This is a genomic window from Pseudoalteromonas sp. S2893 (assembly GCF_005887105.1).
Lineage (GTDB): Bacteria > Pseudomonadota > Gammaproteobacteria > Enterobacterales > Alteromonadaceae > Pseudoalteromonas > Pseudoalteromonas atlantica.
In genome coordinates this window covers 20521-40053 of record NZ_PNCY01000001.1, presented here as the reverse complement: position 1 = coordinate 40053, position 19533 = coordinate 20521, and the positions used below count along the sequence as shown (strand labels likewise).

General features: G+C 40.2%; 17 protein-coding genes. 9 read left to right on the top strand and 8 right to left on the bottom strand.

What is annotated here, in order from left to right:
• Positions 1 to 12: 12 nt before the first annotated feature.
• Together CWC04_RS00190 and mutY are read right to left on the bottom strand one after the other, a co-directional pair.
• Positions 13 to 285, bottom strand: a complete 273-nt coding sequence (locus CWC04_RS00190; protein WP_004587535.1) for an oxidative damage protection protein — start codon at positions 283 to 285, stop codon at positions 13 to 15.
• 33 nt (positions 286 to 318) lie between these two features.
• Positions 319 to 1380, bottom strand: coding sequence for an A/G-specific adenine glycosylase (mutY, locus tag CWC04_RS00185; RefSeq protein ID WP_031289382.1), 1062 nt, complete (start codon positions 1378 to 1380; stop codon positions 319 to 321).
• A gap of 161 nt (positions 1381 to 1541) precedes the next feature.
• Between mutY and trmB the strand changes: the two genes are divergently transcribed.
• The 4 genes from trmB to arcA all read left to right on the top strand — a co-directional run bounded on the left by trmB (position 1542) and on the right by arcA (position 6303).
• Positions 1542 to 2267: a tRNA (guanosine(46)-N7)-methyltransferase TrmB gene (trmB, locus tag CWC04_RS00180; protein ID WP_138578545.1), complete on the top strand. Its 726-nt coding sequence runs from the start codon at positions 1542 to 1544 to the stop codon at positions 2265 to 2267.
• A gap of 44 nt (positions 2268 to 2311) precedes the next feature.
• On the top strand, positions 2312 to 3337 hold the full coding sequence (locus CWC04_RS00175; protein WP_054983843.1) for a methyltransferase: 1026 nt from the start codon (positions 2312 to 2314) through the stop codon (positions 3335 to 3337).
• A 154-nt stretch (positions 3338 to 3491) separates the two neighbouring features.
• Positions 3492 to 5096 (top strand): HAMP domain-containing sensor histidine kinase, encoded by a 1605-nt coding sequence (locus tag CWC04_RS00170; RefSeq protein ID WP_054983844.1) that lies wholly within the window; start codon positions 3492 to 3494, stop codon positions 5094 to 5096.
• A 490-nt stretch (positions 5097 to 5586) separates the two neighbouring features.
• Positions 5587 to 6303: a two-component system response regulator ArcA gene (gene arcA, locus CWC04_RS00165; RefSeq protein ID WP_004587530.1), complete on the top strand. Its 717-nt coding sequence runs from the start codon at positions 5587 to 5589 to the stop codon at positions 6301 to 6303.
• A 14-nt stretch (positions 6304 to 6317) separates the two neighbouring features.
• Here the strand turns inward: arcA and arcB are convergent, their stop codons facing one another.
• Positions 6318 to 8636 carry an aerobic respiration two-component sensor histidine kinase ArcB gene (gene arcB / locus CWC04_RS00160; protein WP_024031610.1) on the bottom strand — a complete coding sequence of 773 codons (2319 nt, stop codon included), beginning with the start codon at positions 8634 to 8636 and terminating at the stop codon, positions 6318 to 6320.
• 226 nt (positions 8637 to 8862) lie between these two features.
• Here arcB and folE2 point away from each other — a divergent pair, with 226 nt between their 5' ends.
• The 4 genes from folE2 to CWC04_RS00140 all read left to right on the top strand — a co-directional run bounded on the left by folE2 (position 8863) and on the right by CWC04_RS00140 (position 12266).
• Positions 8863 to 9783, top strand: a complete 921-nt coding sequence (folE2, locus tag CWC04_RS00155; protein WP_055254809.1) for a GTP cyclohydrolase FolE2 — start codon at positions 8863 to 8865, stop codon at positions 9781 to 9783.
• Positions 9784 to 9897: 114 nt separating this feature from the next.
• Entirely contained in the window at positions 9898 to 10494 is a 597-nt protein-coding gene (locus CWC04_RS00150; protein ID WP_024031608.1) for a DUF2726 domain-containing protein, read from the top strand.
• Between the two features lie 119 nt (positions 10495 to 10613).
• Positions 10614 to 11321, top strand: coding sequence for a 5'-methylthioadenosine/S-adenosylhomocysteine nucleosidase (gene mtnN / locus CWC04_RS00145; RefSeq protein WP_138684323.1), 708 nt, complete (start codon positions 10614 to 10616; stop codon positions 11319 to 11321).
• Positions 11322 to 12266, top strand: a complete 945-nt coding sequence (locus tag CWC04_RS00140; protein ID WP_138684322.1) for a cobalamin biosynthesis protein CobD/CbiB — start codon at positions 11322 to 11324, stop codon at positions 12264 to 12266.
• A gap of 70 nt (positions 12267 to 12336) precedes the next feature.
• Here the strand turns inward: CWC04_RS00140 and tyrS are convergent, their stop codons facing one another.
• Positions 12337 to 13536: a tyrosine--tRNA ligase gene (tyrS, locus tag CWC04_RS00135; RefSeq protein WP_024031606.1), complete on the bottom strand. Its 1200-nt coding sequence runs from the start codon at positions 13534 to 13536 to the stop codon at positions 12337 to 12339.
• Positions 13537 to 13915: 379 nt separating this feature from the next.
• On the opposite strand from tyrS, the gene CWC04_RS00130 reads away from it, so the two are divergent.
• A complete protein-coding gene (locus CWC04_RS00130; RefSeq protein ID WP_004587523.1) occupies positions 13916 to 15229 on the top strand; it encodes a peptidoglycan DD-metalloendopeptidase family protein in 1314 nt (437 codons plus the stop codon).
• An 83-nt stretch (positions 15230 to 15312) separates the two neighbouring features.
• Here the strand turns inward: CWC04_RS00130 and CWC04_RS19625 are convergent, their stop codons facing one another.
• From CWC04_RS19625 to oadA, 4 genes are all read right to left on the bottom strand, one after another.
• Positions 15313 to 15489: a hypothetical protein gene (locus CWC04_RS19625; RefSeq protein WP_024031605.1), complete on the bottom strand. Its 177-nt coding sequence runs from the start codon at positions 15487 to 15489 to the stop codon at positions 15313 to 15315.
• Positions 15490 to 15502: 13 nt separating this feature from the next.
• Positions 15503 to 16474: an aldo/keto reductase gene (locus tag CWC04_RS00125; protein WP_004587521.1), complete on the bottom strand. Its 972-nt coding sequence runs from the start codon at positions 16472 to 16474 to the stop codon at positions 15503 to 15505.
• 138 nt (positions 16475 to 16612) lie between these two features.
• Positions 16613 to 17743: a sodium ion-translocating decarboxylase subunit beta gene (locus CWC04_RS00120; RefSeq protein WP_138684321.1), complete on the bottom strand. Its 1131-nt coding sequence runs from the start codon at positions 17741 to 17743 to the stop codon at positions 16613 to 16615.
• Positions 17744 to 17754: 11 nt separating this feature from the next.
• The gene (oadA, locus tag CWC04_RS00115) at positions 17755 to 19533 is read right to left on the bottom strand and encodes a sodium-extruding oxaloacetate decarboxylase subunit alpha (protein ID WP_138684320.1); all 1779 of its coding nucleotides are present in this window, start codon (positions 19531 to 19533) and stop codon (positions 17755 to 17757) included.

Genomic DNA, 19533 nt, shown 5'->3' with positions numbered 1-19533 from the left:
TATGCCTAAAAATTACTTTTCAGGAGGTCGATAACCTTCAATTTCTACGTCTTTGTCTTCAAACAAAAAGCCAACCATTTGCTCTTCTAAAAACGTACGGTGCTCTGGGTCCATCATATTTAAATGCTTTTCGTTAATTAGCATAGTTTGCTTATGCTGCCACTGGCCCCATGCTTCTTTAGAAATATTATTAAAAATTTTCTCGCCTAGTTCACCAGGGTATAACTGAAATCCAAGCCCTTCGGCTTCTTTTTGTAACTTTTGACAAAATACTGTACGTGCCATAATTGACTCTCTTAAGCGCTAAATGCTAATAGTTTAACCTATTGGGCTCATTTGTTTAACCAACTTTTTAGTCGGTGCGGCTAAACCCACCTCTATAGATTGATCGAGTGGGTACCACACAAGTTGTTTATCGTTTACTACATCCGGTACGTTATTAATATTAAGCACATGTGGATTTATTGTCAGCTCAAAGTGCGAAAACACATGAGTAAAAGGCGTTAACTCTTCCAGCTCGGTTTTTAAGCCTTGCTGATTTAAAAATAACACCATTTCGCTGTATTCGTTAAACTCAAAAAAGCCAAACAGACCGCCCCAAATACCGCTACTTGGGCGCTTTTCCATTAAAACTTTCTCGTCATGCTGAATAATTAATTGATGACAACTCTTTTTAGGAACCACTTTTTTAGGTTTAGAATGAGGAAACTCTTTTACTTTACCGGCATTAAACGCACCGCAATCGCTATTAAGTGGGCACGCTTGGCAGTCAAAGCGACTGCGAGAGCAAAGGCTGGCGCCCAAGTCCATCATGGCTTGGTTAAACTCAGTCACATTGTTTTTAGGGGTTAACTGGGTAGACAAATGCCAAAGTTGGTTTTCTACTTTTTTTACCCCATACCATCCTTCAACCATAAAATAACGGGCAAGCACTCGCTTAACATTACCATCTAAAATAGGGTGGTGCTGGCCAAGCGACAGCGATAATACCGCACCTGCCGTAGAGCGCCCTATTCCGGGTAAATCCATGACCTCTTCAAGTGTAGTTGGAAATTTACCTTGGTATTTATCTCGCACTATTTTGGCCGTTTTATGTAAGTTACGTGCCCGTGCGTAGTAACCTAAGCCAGTCCAATGATGCAGCACTAAATCTTCATCTGCATTTGCTAAAGCAATGATATCTGGGAAGCTTGCCATAAACTTTTCAAAGTATGGAATAACCGTAACAACTTGCGTTTGCTGTAACATTACTTCTGACACCCACACTTTATACGGTGTTTTACCTAGTTGCCAAGGCAGTGTTTTACGCCCATGAAGGTGATACCACTGAACCACTTGGTTAGCAAATTTGTCTGACTGCTGTTTATTTAAATCCAACATATACTACTTTTACTCATGCTCAATAGCGGCTCAGTCTATTGCAGTTAATAAAAAGATCAAGGTATGAAGGGGCTATAACACGCTAATACTTGTGATTAGCTGCGTGGTCAGGGATAATACGCAACCATTTTTAAACACATTGTTTTTGTCAGGCCAATAATATGAGTGAATCAAGTAACAACAACCTTGAGCAAGCTAAGCAAGAAGGTAAGTATATCCGCACAATTCGCAGTTTTGTAAAACGCGAAGGCCGCTTAACTAAAGGCCAAGCTGCCGCAATTGAAAAATGCTGGCCAACTATGGGGCTTGAGCATAAAAATGGCCTACTCGACTTAGCTCAAGTATTTGGCAATAACAATGATGTAGTATTAGAAATTGGTTTTGGTATGGGCAAGTCATTAGTTGAAATGGCAAAAAATGCACCGCACCTAAACTTTATTGGTATTGAAGTACATCGCCCAGGCGTTGGCGCATGTTTAATGGATGCAGATGAAGCCGGTGTTACTAATTTACGTGTATTTGAACACGATGCGGTAGAAGTACTCGCTGACTGCCTTGCAGATGAAAGCTTAACAACGCTGCAGTTATTCTTCCCTGATCCATGGCATAAAAAGCGTCATCATAAACGCCGTATAGTGCAAACAGAATTTGCTGAAAAACTGCGTAGCAAATTAAAAATTGGCGGTGTTTTTCATATGGCTACTGACTGGGAAAACTACGCCGAGCACATGCTAGAAGTTATGCAAGCAGCGCCAGGCTATAAAAATCAGTCATCTACCAACGACTTCGTACCTCGCCCTGATTCGCGCCCGCTAACTAAGTTTGAACAGCGCGGCCACCGTTTAGGTCACGGCGTGTGGGACTTAATGTTTGAGCGCACAAAATAATTACACCAATTTACTAATCAATAATTTGTAAGGCAAAGCCATTTATGAGCGTATTAACCAACCCAAGTTTACTGTTACTTCGTAATAGCGAAGAACTAGTGGGAAAATCTATCTTGGTGGTCAACTTTGTTCAAGATGGCTTTTTAGCAGAGCTAAAGCAGCTAAATCCTCAAAGTGCCATCACCGCATTTAGTTATAACCATGCTAATGGTGAATTTGCTAAAAAAATAAATGGCATAAACGTGTGTGTTAACCATGAAATGGCCGCCAACGACTACGATTTAGTCATTCTTTACTACCCAAAATCAAAGCCTGAAGTATTAATGGCACTTGATAATATTCGCGCCGTTATTAACGAAAAAGCACAGCTACTTGTGGTAGGTGAAAATAAAAGTGGCGTTAAATCGATAGAAAAACAGCTCGCGGGCAAAGCGCAGTACAGTAATAAAATTGACTCTGCTAAACATTGTATTTTGTTTTCATTTGAGCAACTAGAGAACAACCCAACTTTTGAGATTAGCCGCTACCATAAAACGTTTAGAGTAAATGTAGCAGGAGTAGAGTTTGATGCTATCAGTGTTCCGGGTGTATTTAACCACGGCGCTTTAGATGCTGGCACAAAAATGCTACTAGAAAATGCCCCGACCACTAAACAAGGTAATGTACTAGATTTTGGCTGTGGCGCAGGCTTAATAGCCACTTTTTTGGGTATTAAAAACCCAGCACTGACTTTTACTTGCAGCGATGTGAGCGCACTTGCAACTTATGCTACTGAGCAAACATTAAAGCTTAATAATATTAAAGGCGGCACTATTTTAAGTGATGGCTTAAAAAGTATTAGCGGCAAGTTTGATTTAATAGTTAGTAACCCGCCTTTTCATACTGGCATAGCGACCGACTACACAATTGCAGAAGCATTTTTATCAAATGCTAAGCAGCACTTAACCAAGGTAGGAAAGCTAAGCATAGTGGCTAATAGCTTTTTAAAATACCCGCCAATTTTAGAGGCGCAGTTTGGTAGCTTCCACACTGTGTACAAAAATAACAAATTTGCCGTTTACAGTAGCTAACTAATTATACTTAGTTAGGCTAAGTGTAATTAATACTTAGCCTAACTTTCGAATAAATATCAGAATTAATTTCACTATTTCCCTTCACTTTCTATGGTTTTTGCTAAACTAAAGTTCTAAATATAAATATTCATGCTTAGGCGATGCAGCAATAATGCCAAAAAAAGTACATCAAAAAAGTATTCGAAAAGCGCTGATCAACACCATCATGCTTATCACTGCTATTTGTTTAACTTTATCGGTTTCAATTTCCACTTATATGAGTGTAAAAGAACAAAAGGAACTGATCATAAACAAGCTCGTGATCCTTTCCGATATTGTTGCTTTTGATGCCGCAGATTCATTGGTAAAAGACGACAGAAAAACAGAAGAAAAACGCCTAAAGTCGTTTGATAAAATCCCCCTTGTTAAAAACATTCATATTTACGCAATAGAAAAAACATCGAGTAAACCTGTATTTTTTATTAGCTTTAATGCTAAAAAAACCCCACCTGTTCCGCTGCGCGTAGACAGCATTAAAGAGCTTAACGAGCCAAGAGTGACCAACAACTACATTGAGCTAATAACACCTGTACTTAATAACGAGCAGGTGGTGGGTTACGTTTATATGCGTGGCAGCTTAGAAAGCCTAGATGAATTTATAAAACAAAAAATTATTATAGATATTTTCCTTACCCTGTTTATTTTGTTTTTTGTGTACTTTATAGCGATAAAAACACAAAAAAGTATCGCTAACCCTATTGAACACTTAAGTGTATTGCTACAAGACGTATCAAAAAATCATAACTATGACGTACGCGCACCAAGCACCAGCGTAAAAGAGGTTACAGCCTTATCAAACAGCTTAAATATCATGCTTACCCGCACCCGTAAGCAAATAGAACGTCATGAAAAAGACAAACTAGAGATCAAACAGCTCAACCAAAGCTTAGAAGAAAAGGTAAGCCAAAGAACAATAGCCCTGCGCGAAGCAAACCAAGAACTGCTTTCTACCCTTGAGCGAATGCACCAATACCAAGAACAAATAGTAGAAAACGAAAAAATGGCATCATTAGGGCAAATGGTAGCCGGCGTAGCCCATGAGGTTAACACCCCAATTGGCCTAGGTATTACTGGCTCAACCTTGCTGCGCGATAAACTTGCCGATATTCAGCTTAGTTTTGATAATAAGTCTCTAACTTCTAACCAACTAAAACGCTTTATTGACGAAGGTATCGAAAACCTTGATTTAATTTATAGAAACCTAAACCGTGCGGCCGACCTTATCTCTAACTTTAAAAAGGTAGCTGTAATTCAGGATGACGGGATTAAAACCCATGTAAACATCCATAGGTTAATATCTGATGTGTTAATGTCGATTCAATCAGAGTTAATAAAGTCAAAGCCTAACGTTGTGATCAATTGTCCGAGTGATTTAACCATTGAGAGTAAATCTGAGCCACTACAACAAATTTTCCAACAGCTTATTTTAAACTCTGCCATTCATGGTTTTAGCAATAGCGAAAATAACGAAATTAAGTTTGATATAGAAATAACGGGCCCACAAATAAAAATAATCTACACAGATAACGGCCAAGGCGTTGATAAAAATGTCAAAAATAGGATATTTGACCCATTTGTAACCTCTAAGCGAGGCCAAGGGGCAAGTGGTTTAGGCATGCACTTAGTGTACAACTTAGTAACCCAAGCATTAGGTGGGCATATACTGTATGACCTAGATGCAAAACCCGGCGTACGCTTTGTTATTACAATTCCATAAAAAGTGTTTAAAAAAAGAGTATTTATTTACGCTTTTTACTTGAATTACCATTTAATGACCTTATAGAGAGAGCATGTGATATTTCATGTTTAATTATTTAACTTGATCTAATAATTAAGCGATACAATTTCTGAACTTTATTGCTTTTGCAGTATCACATACATTGATGAAAGGTTATAAAATGATATAATTCCGTTTTGAATTTGCGCGATTATTTTTAGTACCTTTAAGCGATTGGTGGATGTATCAATTATTAAAGGAAATGGCTTCGTTTTCATAATTCAAAAAGCTGCATCCGTTATATATCATTAAACAGTAGTTTTTGCACAATGCCTTTTGGTTAGTTTGGAACACCCCTACTGTTTTATTTTTATCCAACTTGTTTTTTCTTGTTAACATTTGGGTATAATCCTATAATCTCTAGTAATCGAATTATTTAGTTAAGATTCGATTTTTTGTAAATAAAATATTCCAAAAAGGTTAATTAATAATGCAAACGCCAGTCATTCTAATCGTAGAGGATGAAGACGTAACTCGACTAAACCTCGTGAGTTTATTTGAAGCTGAAGGTTACAAAGTTATTGAAGCCATTGATGGCGATGATATGCATGACAAGCTTACAAATAATGATGACGTCAATCTTGTAGTTATGGACATCAACCTACCGGGTAAAAACGGGCTAATTTTAGCACGTGAATTACGCCAAAAACGTAAAGTCGGTTTAATCTTTTTAACCGGCCGTGATAACGATGTAGACCGTATTTTAGGTTTAGAAATTGGTGCTGATGATTACATCACTAAACCTTTTAACCCTCGTGAATTGACTATACGCGCTCGCAACTTAATTACCCGTACAGCGCTAGGCGGCGAAGAGTCAGTGCTAGAAACCAACGGTGTAATTACATTTAACGGTTGGGAACTTGACGAAAACAGCCGTTGTTTAACGTCACCAAATGGTGATGCTAAGCGTTTACCTAAAGGTGAATACAGAGCACTGCGTTTAATGCTTGATTCTCCAGGGCGTATTTTTAGCCGTGAGCAACTTATTAAGCATATGACTGGCCGTGAGCTTCGCGCTAATGACCGTACAGTAGATGTAACGATTCGTCGTATTCGTAAGCACTTCGAAAGTGATAATTCTACTTCTGAGCTAATCAGCACCATCCATGGTGAAGGTTACCGCTTTATTGGTAAAATCGACGCTTAATTAGAGTAAACCGCTTACTCTAATAATTGTAAAAACGAATGAAGGGCAATTTGTCCTTCATTTATTTTATCTGCCAATATATCTAACCATTCTTTTAGTACTTCATCTGATTCATCAAGCGCACCGTGCTCCATCTTTTTAGCATGTAACTGTACGTCGTTTAATCCTACAGAGCCCGCAGCACCTTTAAGCTTATGCGCCACCGATTTGTACTCTTCCCTGTCGTTTTCATTTAACGCGCTTTGCAGCTCTTGCTGATATTGCGGGTTTAGTTTTTCAAATAAACCACTGCTGCGCTTAAATACTTCAAGCCCCATAGAGTTTACAAAGTCTTCAATGGTTTCAACATCAAGCACACCTGCATTAATACCCTCAAGCGCTTCTTTACTTACCGTTAGCAGCGGCTTGTCAGATTCACTTTGTTGAATATCAAACAAATCAGCCAGCATTTTATCAAGCTTTATTGTATTAATCGGTTTAGCAAGCGCCCCTTGCACCGAAATACCTTCTAAGTCTTCTTCGGCGCTACGTACATTCGCTGTAAGCGCAACGATAGGTAATTTATCAAAATGGCTATCGGCACGTATTTGTCTTGCCACCTCATCACCATTTATATCGGGCAGTTGCATATCAAGTAGTACTAAATCTAGCTCGTCTTCGGTTTCTACAAACGAAAGTGCATCTTCACCCGTTTCGGCCCAAATTACTTCATGGCCGCGCTGCTCTAACAGGTTTGTCGCAATTTCAGCATTTAATGGCACATCCTCTACAAGTAAAATATATAAACCTCTACCTGCATAGCTTTGTTCGGTAGGCGCTACACATAAGCTAAGCGGTATGTGTACTGTAAAGCAGCTGCCTTCACCTTCTGTACTGGTTACCGAAATAGTGCCTTTCATTGCACTGACCAACGCTTTGGTTACGGCTAAACCAATGCCTGAGCCAATCGCATTTTTACCGCTTAAATCTGGGGCTTTGTAGTACATATCAAATATGCGCGAGAGTTGATCCTCTGGGATCCCCTGCCCTGTGTCTGATATTTTAAGTTCAAGCCACGGTCCATCGTTACGCTCTTCTCGGCTACATGTGAGTTTTACCTCGCCATGCTGGGTAAACTTAACGGCATTATTAATTAAGTTCCATACCACTTGGCGTAAACGCGTTGGGTCTAGGAGTGCATAAACATCTAATGTGCCATTTCGCTCAATTGAAAATTCAAGCTCTTTTTGTTCAGCAATTAAACCGGCAAAGTTCACTACATCGTTAATAAAGTCTGAAACGTTAATAGAGTCGGTTGCTATATCTAACTGCTCTCGGTCTATTTTATCTAAATCTATAATATCGTTAAAAATATTACCTAAGGTTTCAGCGCTCGAAAACACCGTATTACACCAACTGCGTTGCTGCTTATTAAGCTCTGTATCAAGCAGCATGCGGGTTAAACCTACAATGCCATTTAATGGCGTGCGCAGCTCATGACTAAGCGTTGCTATAAACTTACCTTTATCCTTATAGGCTGTTTCAAGCGCTTGTGCTGCTTCTTTACGGCTGGTTATATCACGGCCAAATGCAAGCAAACCTATGTAGTCACCTTGATCGTTTATAAACGGTAATTTACGCAGCTCAAACCAACGGTTTTCGCCATTAACCATATATTCAACATCAATTGTCAGCGCTTGATGCGTTTGCTCGACTTGTTTATCGGTTCTGAGTACTTCTGCTAAAAAGTAGCTTGGGAAAATCTGCTCCACTGTTTTACCAATTAGTTCAGCGCTGGTTTTGCCCATAACCTCTTCAAACATTTTATTACAGCCGGCAAACACGCCGTTGTTATCTCGGTAATAAAATAAATCGGGGGAAGAGTCGACAATAGAGCGAAGGAGCATGCCTTGCTGAGCTAGTTCTTGTTGTGTTTTTTTACGCTCTGCTATTTCGCGGCGAAGCTCTTCAATGGCGCGATGCTTAGCATGAAAAGCCATTTTTCGCTCATCTATTTCAATGTTGAGGCGGTTAATATTATCTTTTAATGTTTGATTTAACAGCTTTTCTTGTTTTGTGGCGCTGTCTAAATAAGCGTATGAGGCATCTAATTGTCTAATCGAGTTGAGTAAAATACTGATCATAAACGGAGATACAACCGCGGTAAAAAATACCACCGCTAAAATATCAACTAAATTAACCTCACCCAGTGCCACATAATAAAACATACTCGACAATATAAGCGACACGCCTAATAAAAGCGCGTAGCACATTGCCGCGGTTTTTAACTCACCAAAGCGAGTTATTAAACTAGAAAGTACTCGAGCCCAAGGGCTCAAAGAAGAATCGGTCATAGGTCAGTGTATCTCGTTACTAGGCATAAATAAAAAGTGCCTATTAATAGTCAAACGCATTTTGCAGCAGATTTTAGCATTTTTCTATTAGCTATATTCATGTTGTGCGACAAAAACAGAAAATTTTCATGTTTACTTTTGCCTACTTGTTAAACTCATCATTTCAGCAATAAATTATTTAGTGTAAAATGCTGCGCTTTATTATGACCAATAACGAGTAGCGCACATGCAAACCAACATGCCCGATATAGCTGATACGGCTCCCGCCTTACAAACAGGTAAGTTAGACTGGGTTGGTATGGGCGAAATAGAACTGCCATTTATTTTTGAATCGAAAGATTTAGCACCCGTTACCGTTAACGCAAAAGCGCGTGCCTTTGTTAATTTGCATAAAGAAGACGCTAAAGGCATTCATATGTCGCGTTTATTTTTAGCGCTTGATTTACTCTCAACAGAGCAACAAGTTAACCCACAAACTTTAGCTCAAGCACTCGATACCTTTATCACCAGCCACGAAGGATTAAGTGACAAAGCCCAAATAGAGTTTAAATTTGAGTTACCGCTGCGTCGTAAATCGTTATTAAGCGGTAAAGCAGGTTGGAAAAGCTACCCAATTACCCTAACCAGCACTATTGAAAATAGCGTAATTAGCTACGAGCTAAGCGTTGATGTTACTTATTCATCAACCTGTCCATGCTCTGCAGCACTTGCTCGCCAACTTATTCAAAATGCTTTTAGCGAAAAGTTTAATCAAGAAACACTGAATCAAAAAGATGTTTTAGCATGGCTAGGTACAACGCAGGGTATTGTGGCAACGCCTCACTCACAGCGTTCAATTGCAAACGTTAAAGTAAAGCTAGACAACACAATTAGTGAGTTTGACGTAGTAAATTTAATTGATACATTAGAAGCTGAGCTAAAAACCCCCGTACAAGCGGCAGTAAAACGTGAAGATGAGCAAGAATTTGCCCGCCTTAACGGTCAAAATTTAATGTTTTGTGAAGACGCTGCACGTAAAATTAAAGCGGTTCTTGAAAACGATAACTTTAGTGATTACTGGCTACAAATTAATCATTACGAATCACTCCATGCGCATGATGCAGTCGCTATTGCCGTTAAAGGAATTGAGGGCGGTTACAAAGCCTAGCAGCCCTGCTGCATTAATAATAAATACATACGGTAATTAGCCATAACAACCAATTTTTAGGCACGTAAATTGCTTTACTTGAGCAGTGTCAATTTGTTGTTATGGAGTTACCGTATGGAATTCGCTTTATTATCAATTTTAGTATTAGTGGTTGGGGCCTCTGTGGTTGCGTCAAAATTTAGTGATGATGGCGGCAATCCCTATCCTTTTACCCGCAAACAAACCGTGTTTACACAGGTTGAGGGTGCATTTTTAAATCTTTTAGAGCGTGCGGTAGGCGATCAATATAAAATTGTGAGCCGCGTCAAACTCATCGATGTAATCGACTGCAAGCAAGGCCTCTCAGCTAAATCAAAACGTGCAGCTTTAGCTAAAGCTAAAAATAAGCAACTCGATTTTGTGCTGGTAGATAAAGAAAAAATGACGATAGTGGCAGCGGTCGATTTAGTTAACAACGCCAATAAAGATGGCCACAAAGCGCAGCGCGACTGGTTTGTAAACGGCGCTTTAGAATCCGCTGGCATTCCACATATTCGTATGAAAGTAAAATCAGGCTACCGCCCTTCTGAGGTGCGCGATGCAATTATGTTTAAATTAGGCAAACCTGCAGCGGTGCAATCAGCTCGTCCAACACGTAATCGTGTAAGTAAACCTGCGGTATTGTCACCTTCTCAGGCTAAAGCGCAAACCACTGCGTTAGCCGAAATTTAAAATAGAATTAAATACTCTCCTAAAAGTATTTAAAGCGAGCCGTAAAACAGCTCGCTTTTTTGTTTTTTATTGCTAACTTCACGTATAATCTACGTATTCAAACTCAGGAATCAAACACTATGAATGTTGGTATTATTGGCGCAATGGAGCCAGAAGTTAAAATTTTACGTGAAGCAATGCAAAACCCACAAGTGCTAACTAAAGCAGGGTTTACCTTTTACACAGGCGAATTAGCAGGTAATACAGTAACACTTGTGCAATCGGGTATTGGTAAAGTGGCATCAACGATTGCAACCACGTTATTAATTGATAACTTTAATCCTGATTGTGTTATCAACACAGGTTCTGCCGGTGGCTTTGATCCCTCTTTAAGTGTTGGCGATGTTGTTATCTCTTCAGAAGTACGCCATCACGATGTAGATGTAACCGCTTTTGGCTACGAAATTGGCCAAGTTCCACAAATGCCAGCAGGCTTTGCCGCACACCCAAAACTAGTTGAAGCTGCCGAGCAAACCATTGCGCAAATTAGCGAAGTAAAAACCTTAGTAGGCTTAATTTGTACAGGTGATTCATTTATGTGTGACCCAGTGCGAATTGATAAAGCACGCAGCGACTTTCCTACAATGCTTGCAGTAGAAATGGAAGGCGCATCTATTGCACAAACGTGTTTTGCGCTTAATACGCCATTTGTGGTTATTCGCTCTATGTCTGACATTGCCGGTAAAGAGTCGCCGCAATCGTTTGAAGAATACCTAGAGACTGCATCAATCAATTCATCAAAAATGGTTGTTGCACTATTGAAAAAACTAACAAAAGTTACGCTGTAAATGCTAAGCAATATTGTTCAAAACCATTTGGACTTTATTGCCTTTTTTGTGGCGCTCATTGCTGAGCGCTTTTTCCCGTTAAAAAGCTGGTATCACCCTAATACAGTATTAACCGCTGTATTTAGTGCTATAGGAAAACGGGTTTATAAACCAAGTGAACCTAAAAGTTACCTTTATTTAGCATCCACTCTTGCCTGTGCGCTAGTTTTAAGCGTTATTCTTATTATTATTGTGTTACTGCTTGAATTTGCCTTTTATCCTGAGCTGCTCGCGGGCCTCATTTTATATTTGTGCCTAGAAAGCAAAGCGATTGAAAAAAAAGCCCTGCGTGTTGCAAAGTTAGTAAAACAAAACCAAAAATCTACCGCGCGTGAACTCGTAAAGCCACTGCTTGCCCGAGAGGTTAATAAGCTCTCAGCGCCAGGTATTATTAAAGCTTTAATTGAAAGCTTAATTTTACGAACTGCCCGTAATTACTTTACCGTTATATTTATATTTTTATTACTTGGTCCAATTGCCGCTTTAGCGTATCGGCTACTGACTTTAATGCAGCATGCTTGGCGCACCAATATTTCACCTAATAGTCACTTTTTAAAACCGCTTAAAATCCTTTTGTTTGTAATCGAATTTATCCCCGTACGCTTACTTGCATTAACCATTGCCGCAAGCAAAGCCAGTAAACAAAGTATGCATTACATAAAGCACTATGGCAGACACTTTTATCAAACAAATACGGGGTGGATTTTAAGTGTGTGCTCCGCCTCTATTGGCGTACAGCTAGGCGGCCCTGCGGTTTATTTTGGTAAGCGTTTTAATAAAATGCGAATTGGAACCGAGCGACTCCCAAAACCCGAAGACGTCCCTGTGATCATAAATAGATTAAATCAAGCGCGTGCATTTTGGCTGTTAGTCATTATCAGTATTGAGATATTAAAGCTGATTTAGTGGTTTTTTAGCAGCCAAAATACGCGCACAAAAAAACCAGCCTAAGCTGGTTTTTTAGTTTTAACTGCGCTTACGCTACAGTAATGTTGGCAAACTTACGTTTACCTACTTGGTAAATAGCGGTCGTGCCTTTTGCTACTTCAAGTTTTGTATCAGTGATTTTATCCTCACCGTTAAGTTTTACTGCACCTTGCTTAATCATGCGCATTGCTTCAGAAGTACTGGCTACTAAATTAGCTTCTTTAAGTAAGTTAGCAATTAAAATACCTTCTTCTGCAATGGTAATTGTCAGCTCAGGGATTTCATCAGGTAGCGCTTTTTTCTGAAAACGTTTGATAAAGTCATCGTGTGCGGCTTGCGCAGCTTCTTCACTGTGAAAACGTGCAATTAACTCTTTCGCCAGCTCAATCTTAATATCACGCGGGTTAGTGCCCTGCTCTACGCGTTGTTTTTGCGCTGCAATTTCTTCGATTGATAAGCTGCTTAGTAAGTCGTAGTAGCGCCACATAAGTACGTCGCTAATCGACATTACTTTACCAAACATATCGTTTGGCGCATCAGTAATACCAATGTAATTACCAAGCGACTTAGACATTTTTTGAACGCCGTCAGTGCCTTCAAGTAATGGCATCATTAATACTGTTTGAGGCTTTTGGCCTTCTACTTTTTGAAGCTCGCGGCCCATTAAAAGGTTAAAGCGCTGATCAGTACCACCAAGCTCTACGTCTGACTCAAGTGCAACCGAATCCCAACCTTGTACGAGTGGGTATAAAAATTCGTGAATTGCAATGGGTTGGCCGCTACCGTAACGCTTTTTAAAGTCGTCACGCTCTAGCATACGCGCTACAGTTTGATTAGCTGCAAGTTTGATCATACCTGCGGCACCGAGGTTTTCCATCCACGAAGAGTTAAACGCAACGGTGGTTTTAGCTGGGTCTAAAATCTTAAAAACTTGCTCTTTATAAGTCTCAGCATTGGCAAGCACATCTTCACGGGTCAGTGGTTTACGTGTTACATTTTTGCCTGTTGGATCGCCAATCATGCCGGTAAAGTCACCAATTAAGAAAATAACCTCATGACCTAAATCTTGAAAGGTTTTCATTTTATTAATTAGTACAGTGTGACCTAAATGTAAGTCTGGCGCGGTAGGATCGAAACCGGCTTTAATTTTTAACTTTTTGCCCGACTTTAGTTTTTCAACTAATTCGTCTTCAATTAATATCTCTTCTGCACCGCGTTTTATCTCTGCTAGAGCGGTTTGTAAATCCACTGTGTATTACTCCAAAATTCTGCCAACGAAGGGGCAACTAGATGACTTGCTACATAAGGGTTTAAAACAGATTTAAACCAAAAGCACTTATGTTGCTAACATAACAAATTTCTACCTAATTAAAACAATTTTTTATGCGAATAATGCAACTAAACTCAATAAGCTTAGTCTCACTGTGTTAGGCAATTAGAAATGGTGTTTAAACGCCGATTTTAGCGCACTTTAGAATCAGTTTAAATCGATAAACTTAAACAACTATAAATTGTCATTTTACTAACATTTGCGGGGCTTTTAGCTTTATTTACTAGTATTCGTACCTTATTACGTATATCCTGCATTAATATATATTTTATTTTCACGACAGCAGAAAAGGCACGTTATGGTTCACGTGGTTAACACGCTTCCCAAAAAACACAAATTGCTTATTCTAGGTTTGGTTTCTGCTATTGTTGGCTTAGCCTTTCTTCCTTCAGAAAAAGCGACTGCATCCAAAGACAATAGTGCAAATGCACTAGAAATTGGTAAGCGTTACGAGTTACAAGTTAAAGTTGAAGACAACGAAAAATTAACTGAATTAAATTCGCCAGAAGCAGCAGAAAAGCTGCCAGAATACGACTTAGTCGATCATCAAGTTAAAAACGGCGATAATTTAGCAATTATCTTCAAGCGTGCTGGCTTTTCAGCGCAAACGCTTCACAAGCTAATTAACACCAATGCTGAAACACGCAAACTAACTAAAATTCACCCAGGTGAAATACTTAGTTTTGCAACAGCAGAAAACGGTGATTTAGCTCAGCTTCGTTATGTTATTTCAAAAACAGATACTTTGTTTGTTACCTTAAATGACGAAGGTAATTACGACACATCAATAGATAGCAAAGAAATAGAAACACTGAGCAAAACAGCCGGTGGCGAAATTTCTAGCAGCTTTTGGACCTCAGCAATTGCTGCAGGCTTAAGCGAGCGCCAAATAATGAACTTTGCTGATATATTTGGTTGGGATGTGGATTTTGCCAACGATATTCGTAAGGGCGATCAGTTTGGGCTAATTTACGAGTCGCATTATGTTGATGGCGAGTTTATTGGCACTGGTAAAATTATTGCGGCAGAATTTATAAACCAAGGCCAGCGTTATGCGGCTATTCGCCATACCGACGGCAGCTTTTATACGCCTGAAGGGCGCAGCATGAAAAAAGCATTTTTACGTGCGCCAGTAAACTTTAAATATATTAGCTCGAGCTTTAACCCACGTCGCTTACACCCAGTAACAGGGCAAGTAAGAGCGCACCGTGGTATTGATTACGCAGCACGTACAGGCACTCCGGTTGTAGCCTCGGGTAACGGTAAAGTAATTAAAGCAGGTTACAGTAAGTACAATGGTAACTACGTATTTATAAGCCATGGCACACAGTACGTAACTAAGTACTTACACCTTAACAAAAAGCTTGTTAAAACAGGCCAAAAGGTTAAACAAGGTGACAAAATTGGTACCGTGGGCTCTACTGGCCGTGTAACAGGCGCGCACCTACACTACGAATTTTTAGTAAATGGTGTACACCGTAATCCTAAAACCGTTAAGTTACCTAAGTCTGAGCCATTACCACGCTCTGAACTTGCTAAGTTTAAACCTATTGCCGAAAACTTTATTGCACAGCTTGAACGCAATCGCGAACTACAGCTAGCACTTAAGTAACGTATAAGTTATAGATACTAAAAAAGCCTTTGCAGGGTTAACTTGCAAAGGCTTTTTTGTGTTTTTATTAGTTTATTAGTTTATTAGTTTATTAATACATAAATTAGCTGTACGACTAAAGAAACCATAACCAGCGGCCAAATATATTTGCTGTATTTGGTTGCGCCATCCAATCCCATTTTTCCTTGGTACTTTTCAAGCAAAGGTATCAGCACCGCTAGAGCGACAAACAAGCAAATTAAAATAACAAATATATTCATTCCTAAACCTTAATTATGGTAATTCATGGCCTTTGGCGCTTACATACAATGCATACCAATGTTCGCGACTTAACGTAACATTTAGCGCACCGCATGACGCTGCAATACGCTCAACGTTCGTTGTGCCAATAATTGGCTGTATTAATGCAGGGTGGCGTAATAACCAAGCTAAAACAATTGCCTCAGGCGTTGTATCGTAAAGTGCAGCAAGCTTATTTACGAGTATGCTGGTATTTATATCGGCTTGCGATGCATTTGTTAAATCGCCCCCTGTGTATAGCCCTTGGCATAAACTTCCCCAGCTTTGTATTTGAATATCAAAGTGGCGGCAATACTCTACACTGCCCGGTGTAAAGTTAAGATCTTTTCCATCTGCATTACCTGCATAAACGCCTTCATCAACAAATTGGTGTTTTTGTAAACTTGCTTCAATTTGGTTAGCAACAATTGGCATATCTAGGGCGTGTTGTAAAAAGTTCATTTGGTGCTGCTGCATGTTCGATACGGCAAAATTACGTACTTTGCCGCTTTCTTGAAGACAGCTAAATACTTGTGCAATTTCTTCTACTTCCATTAACGGATCAGGGCGATGAAGCATAAGCACATCAAGATAATCGGTGTTTAAACGTTTAAGTGAACCTTCAACTGACTCTTCAATCCACTTGGCCGAAAAATCGTAACGCTTAGGGCCTTTATCATCTTCAAAACGTATACCGCATTTAGATTGAATATACATGTGCTCGCGCAGCTCTGGTCGCTCAGCTAGTGCTTGGCCAAATACCTGCTCGGCTTTGCCAAAGGTATAAATATCGGCGTGATCAAAAAAGTTAATGCCGCCAGCTATGGCTGCATCAATACACTCGTGAGTTTGCTTTAAGTGAGCCTTAGTAATGGCGTCTTTATTCCAACCGCCGCCTAGGCCCATACAGCCAAAAACGAGTCTACTAACATGAGGTAAATATTTTGCCAAAGGGGTGTGAAGCATGATGACTATCCTTATTAGTGTGCATAGCCCTCACTGTAAACAAAAACACGTCTGCAAACAAACTTTAATACGTGCAGTTTTATAGGCATAAAAAAAGCGCAGTAAACTGCGCTAATCGGTTGGATTAAATCCTAAATACTAGCCAACAAGCGCCAGTAATATACCTGCGGCTACGGCACTTCCTAGCACCCCAGCTACGTTTGGCCCCATAGCATGCATAAGTAAAAAGTTATGTGGGTTATTCTCAAGCCCAACTTTATTAACTACACGCGCCGCCATCGGTACTGCCGATACACCCGCAGCACCAATTAAAGGGTTAATAGGTGTTTTAGAAAGCTTGTTAAGGCCTTTTGCCATAAACACACCCGACGCTGTACCAATAGCAAATGCCAGCGCACCGAGCACCAAAATACCAATGGTTTCTACAGTTAAAAACTGATCGGCCGCTAGTTTAGAGCCTACTGCCAAACCTAAAAATATCGTGGTTATATTAATAATTTCGTTTTGGGCACTGTTACTAAGCCTGTCTACAACACCTGACTCACGCATTAAATTACCTAAACAGAACATGCCTACTAAGGGAATAGCCGCTGGTAAAAACATAGCGGTTAAGCTCAGTACCATTAAAGGAAATACTATTTTCTCTTTTTTAGATACTTTGCGCAGCTCTGGCATTTTAATAGCACGCTCATCAGGTGTAGTTAATGCGCGCATAATAGGCGGCTGAATAATTGGCACTAACGCCATGTAAGAATAAGCAGCAACCGCAATGGCACCTAGTAAATCAGGGGCAAGCTTAGACGCTAAAAATATGGCTGTAGGGCCATCGGCACCACCAATAATGGCAATGGCTGAGGCATCTTGTAAGCTAAATTCAAAGCCAGGTACATAGTTTAATAAAATTGCCCCAAACAAGGTGGCAAAAATACCAAACTGCGCGGCTGCACCCAGTAATAACATACGCGGGTTGGCAATAAGCGCACTAAAATCAGTCAGCGCCCCTACTCCCATAAAAATTAATAAAGGGAAGATCCCCGTATCAATACCTACGTAATACACGTAATAAAGCAAACCACCTGGGTCAGAAAGCCCAGCAACCGGAATATTAGTCAGTATTGCGCCAAAGCCAATCGGCAGCAGTAATAGGGGTTCAAAGTTTTTAGCAATGGCTAAAAACAACAACAAACACCCTACCGCAACCATTATTAAGCTAGGAAACGTAAAGTTAGCAATGCCGGTAGCATGCCAAAGGTTTAAAAGACCTTCCATTAAAGCTACTCCTACGCCATCGCTATAATTGCATCGCCCGTTGTCACAGCATCACCTTCAGACACTAAGACCTCAGCCACAGTACCTGAGTGCATTGCACGAACCTCAGTTTCCATTTTCATCGCTTCCATAATAACAACCACATCGCCTTCGTTTACGGCTTGGCCTGCTTTTACTTTTACCTTAAAAATATTACCTGCCAGTGGCGCATTCAGTGTTTCACCTGATGCAACCGATGCTGATTGTGGTAAGTGCTCTGAATCTTTTAGCGTTACCTCTTTAAGCTCGCCACCTTGCGCAACCACTACATCGTAAACTTTACCGTCAACTTTAACGCTGTATTGCTCAGCGCTAACACCTTTGTTACTTGCAGGATTTGCTGCAGGCTTAGCGTTTGCATCATCAGCACTTGGCACTGCTTCAAAGGCATCTGGGTTATTACGGTTTTTAATAAATTTAAGGCCAACCTGTGGGAATAATGCATAGGTAAGCACATCATCTATTTGCTCATCAGCAAGTGTTAAGCCTTGCTCTTGCGCTTCTTTTTGCAGCTCTGCTTCAAGCGTGGCAAGCTCTGGGGCTATATTATCTGCAGGACGACACGTAATAACCTCACTGCCATCAAGCACTCGCTCTTGCAGCTCTTTATTCATAGGTGCTGGTGTTAAACCATACTCGCCTTTTAAAACACCGGCGGTTTCTTTGGTAATTGTTTTATAACGCTCTCCCGTAAGCACATTTAGTACTGCTTGTGTGCCTACAATTTGCGATGTTGGAGTAACTAGCGGGATAAAACCTAAATCTTCACGCACGCGTGGGATCTCAAGTAATACTTCATTTAGCTTATCTGCTGCGCCTTGCTCTTTCAGTTGATTTTCCATGTTGGTTAACATGCCGCCAGGTACTTGCGCGAGTAAAATACGGCCATCAACACCTTTAAGGCTCCCCTCAAAGGCAGCGTACTTTTTACGTACATCTCTAAAGTAAGCCGCTATTTCTTCTAGCTGGTTTAAATCTAATTCGGTATCGCGGGGCGTTCCTTCAACAATTGCTACAATGGTTTCTGTAGCTGAATGACCGTAAGTCATACTCATTGAAGAAATTGCGGTATCAAGCATATCAATGCCTGCATCAATGGCTTTTTGATATGTAGCTGTACTTAAACCTGTGGTTGCATGGCACTGCATAGCAATAGGGATAGAAACGGTTTCTTTTAGCCCTTTAATAAGTTGCTCTGCATCGTATGGTTTTAATAAGCCTGCCATATCTTTAATACAAATAGAGTGACAACCTAAATCCTCTAGCTGTTTTGCAAGGGTTAACCACATATCTAGGGTATGCACTGGGCTTACAGTATAAGAAATAGTACCTTGCGCGTGTGCTCCTACTTTTACAGCCGCTTTAATTGCCGTTTCTAAGTTACGTACATCGTTCATGGCGTCAAAAATACGAAATACATCTACACCATTTTTGTGGGCACGCTCTACAAACTTTTCTACCACGTCATCGGCATAGTGGCGGTAACCCAATAAATTTTGCCCGCGCAATAGCATTTGCTGTTTAGTATTCGGCATTGCTTTTTTAAGGGCACGAATACGCTCCCACGGATCTTCACCTAAATAACGAATACACGAGTCAAACGTAGCGCCGCCCCACGACTCAATAGACCAATAACCGGCATCATCAAGTTTGTTAGCAATAGGGAGCATGTCATCTAAGCGCATACGGGTTGCAAGTAAAGACTGATGAGCATCGCGTAAAACAAGTTCTGTTAATTTTAATTTAGCCAT

Coding starts and splice junctions, on each gene's coding strand:
- CWC04_RS00190 (WP_004587535.1), bottom strand. CDS start 285: ATGGCACGTACAGTATTTTGTCAAAAGTTACAAAAAGAAGCCGAAGGG.
- mutY (WP_031289382.1), bottom strand. CDS start 1,380: ATGTTGGATTTAAATAAACAGCAGTCAGACAAATTTGCTAACCAAGTG.
- trmB (WP_138578545.1), top strand. CDS start 1,542: ATGAGTGAATCAAGTAACAACAACCTTGAGCAAGCTAAGCAAGAAGGT.
- CWC04_RS00175 (WP_054983843.1), top strand. CDS start 2,312: ATGAGCGTATTAACCAACCCAAGTTTACTGTTACTTCGTAATAGCGAA.
- CWC04_RS00170 (WP_054983844.1), top strand. CDS start 3,492: ATGCCAAAAAAAGTACATCAAAAAAGTATTCGAAAAGCGCTGATCAAC.
- arcA (WP_004587530.1), top strand. CDS start 5,587: ATGCAAACGCCAGTCATTCTAATCGTAGAGGATGAAGACGTAACTCGA.
- arcB (WP_024031610.1), bottom strand. CDS start 8,636: ATGACCGATTCTTCTTTGAGCCCTTGGGCTCGAGTACTTTCTAGTTTA.
- folE2 (WP_055254809.1), top strand. CDS start 8,863: ATGCAAACCAACATGCCCGATATAGCTGATACGGCTCCCGCCTTACAA.
- CWC04_RS00150 (WP_024031608.1), top strand. CDS start 9,898: ATGGAATTCGCTTTATTATCAATTTTAGTATTAGTGGTTGGGGCCTCT.
- mtnN (WP_138684323.1), top strand. CDS start 10,614: ATGAATGTTGGTATTATTGGCGCAATGGAGCCAGAAGTTAAAATTTTA.
- CWC04_RS00140 (WP_138684322.1), top strand. CDS start 11,322: ATGCTAAGCAATATTGTTCAAAACCATTTGGACTTTATTGCCTTTTTT.
- CWC04_RS00130 (WP_004587523.1), top strand. CDS start 13,916: ATGGTTCACGTGGTTAACACGCTTCCCAAAAAACACAAATTGCTTATT.
- CWC04_RS19625 (WP_024031605.1), bottom strand. CDS start 15,489: ATGAATATATTTGTTATTTTAATTTGCTTGTTTGTCGCTCTAGCGGTG.
- CWC04_RS00125 (WP_004587521.1), bottom strand. CDS start 16,474: ATGCTTCACACCCCTTTGGCAAAATATTTACCTCATGTTAGTAGACTC.
- CWC04_RS00120 (WP_138684321.1), bottom strand. CDS start 17,743: ATGGAAGGTCTTTTAAACCTTTGGCATGCTACCGGCATTGCTAACTTT.
- oadA (WP_138684320.1), bottom strand. CDS start 19,533: ATGGCTAAATTAAAATTAACAGAACTTGTTTTACGCGATGCTCATCAG.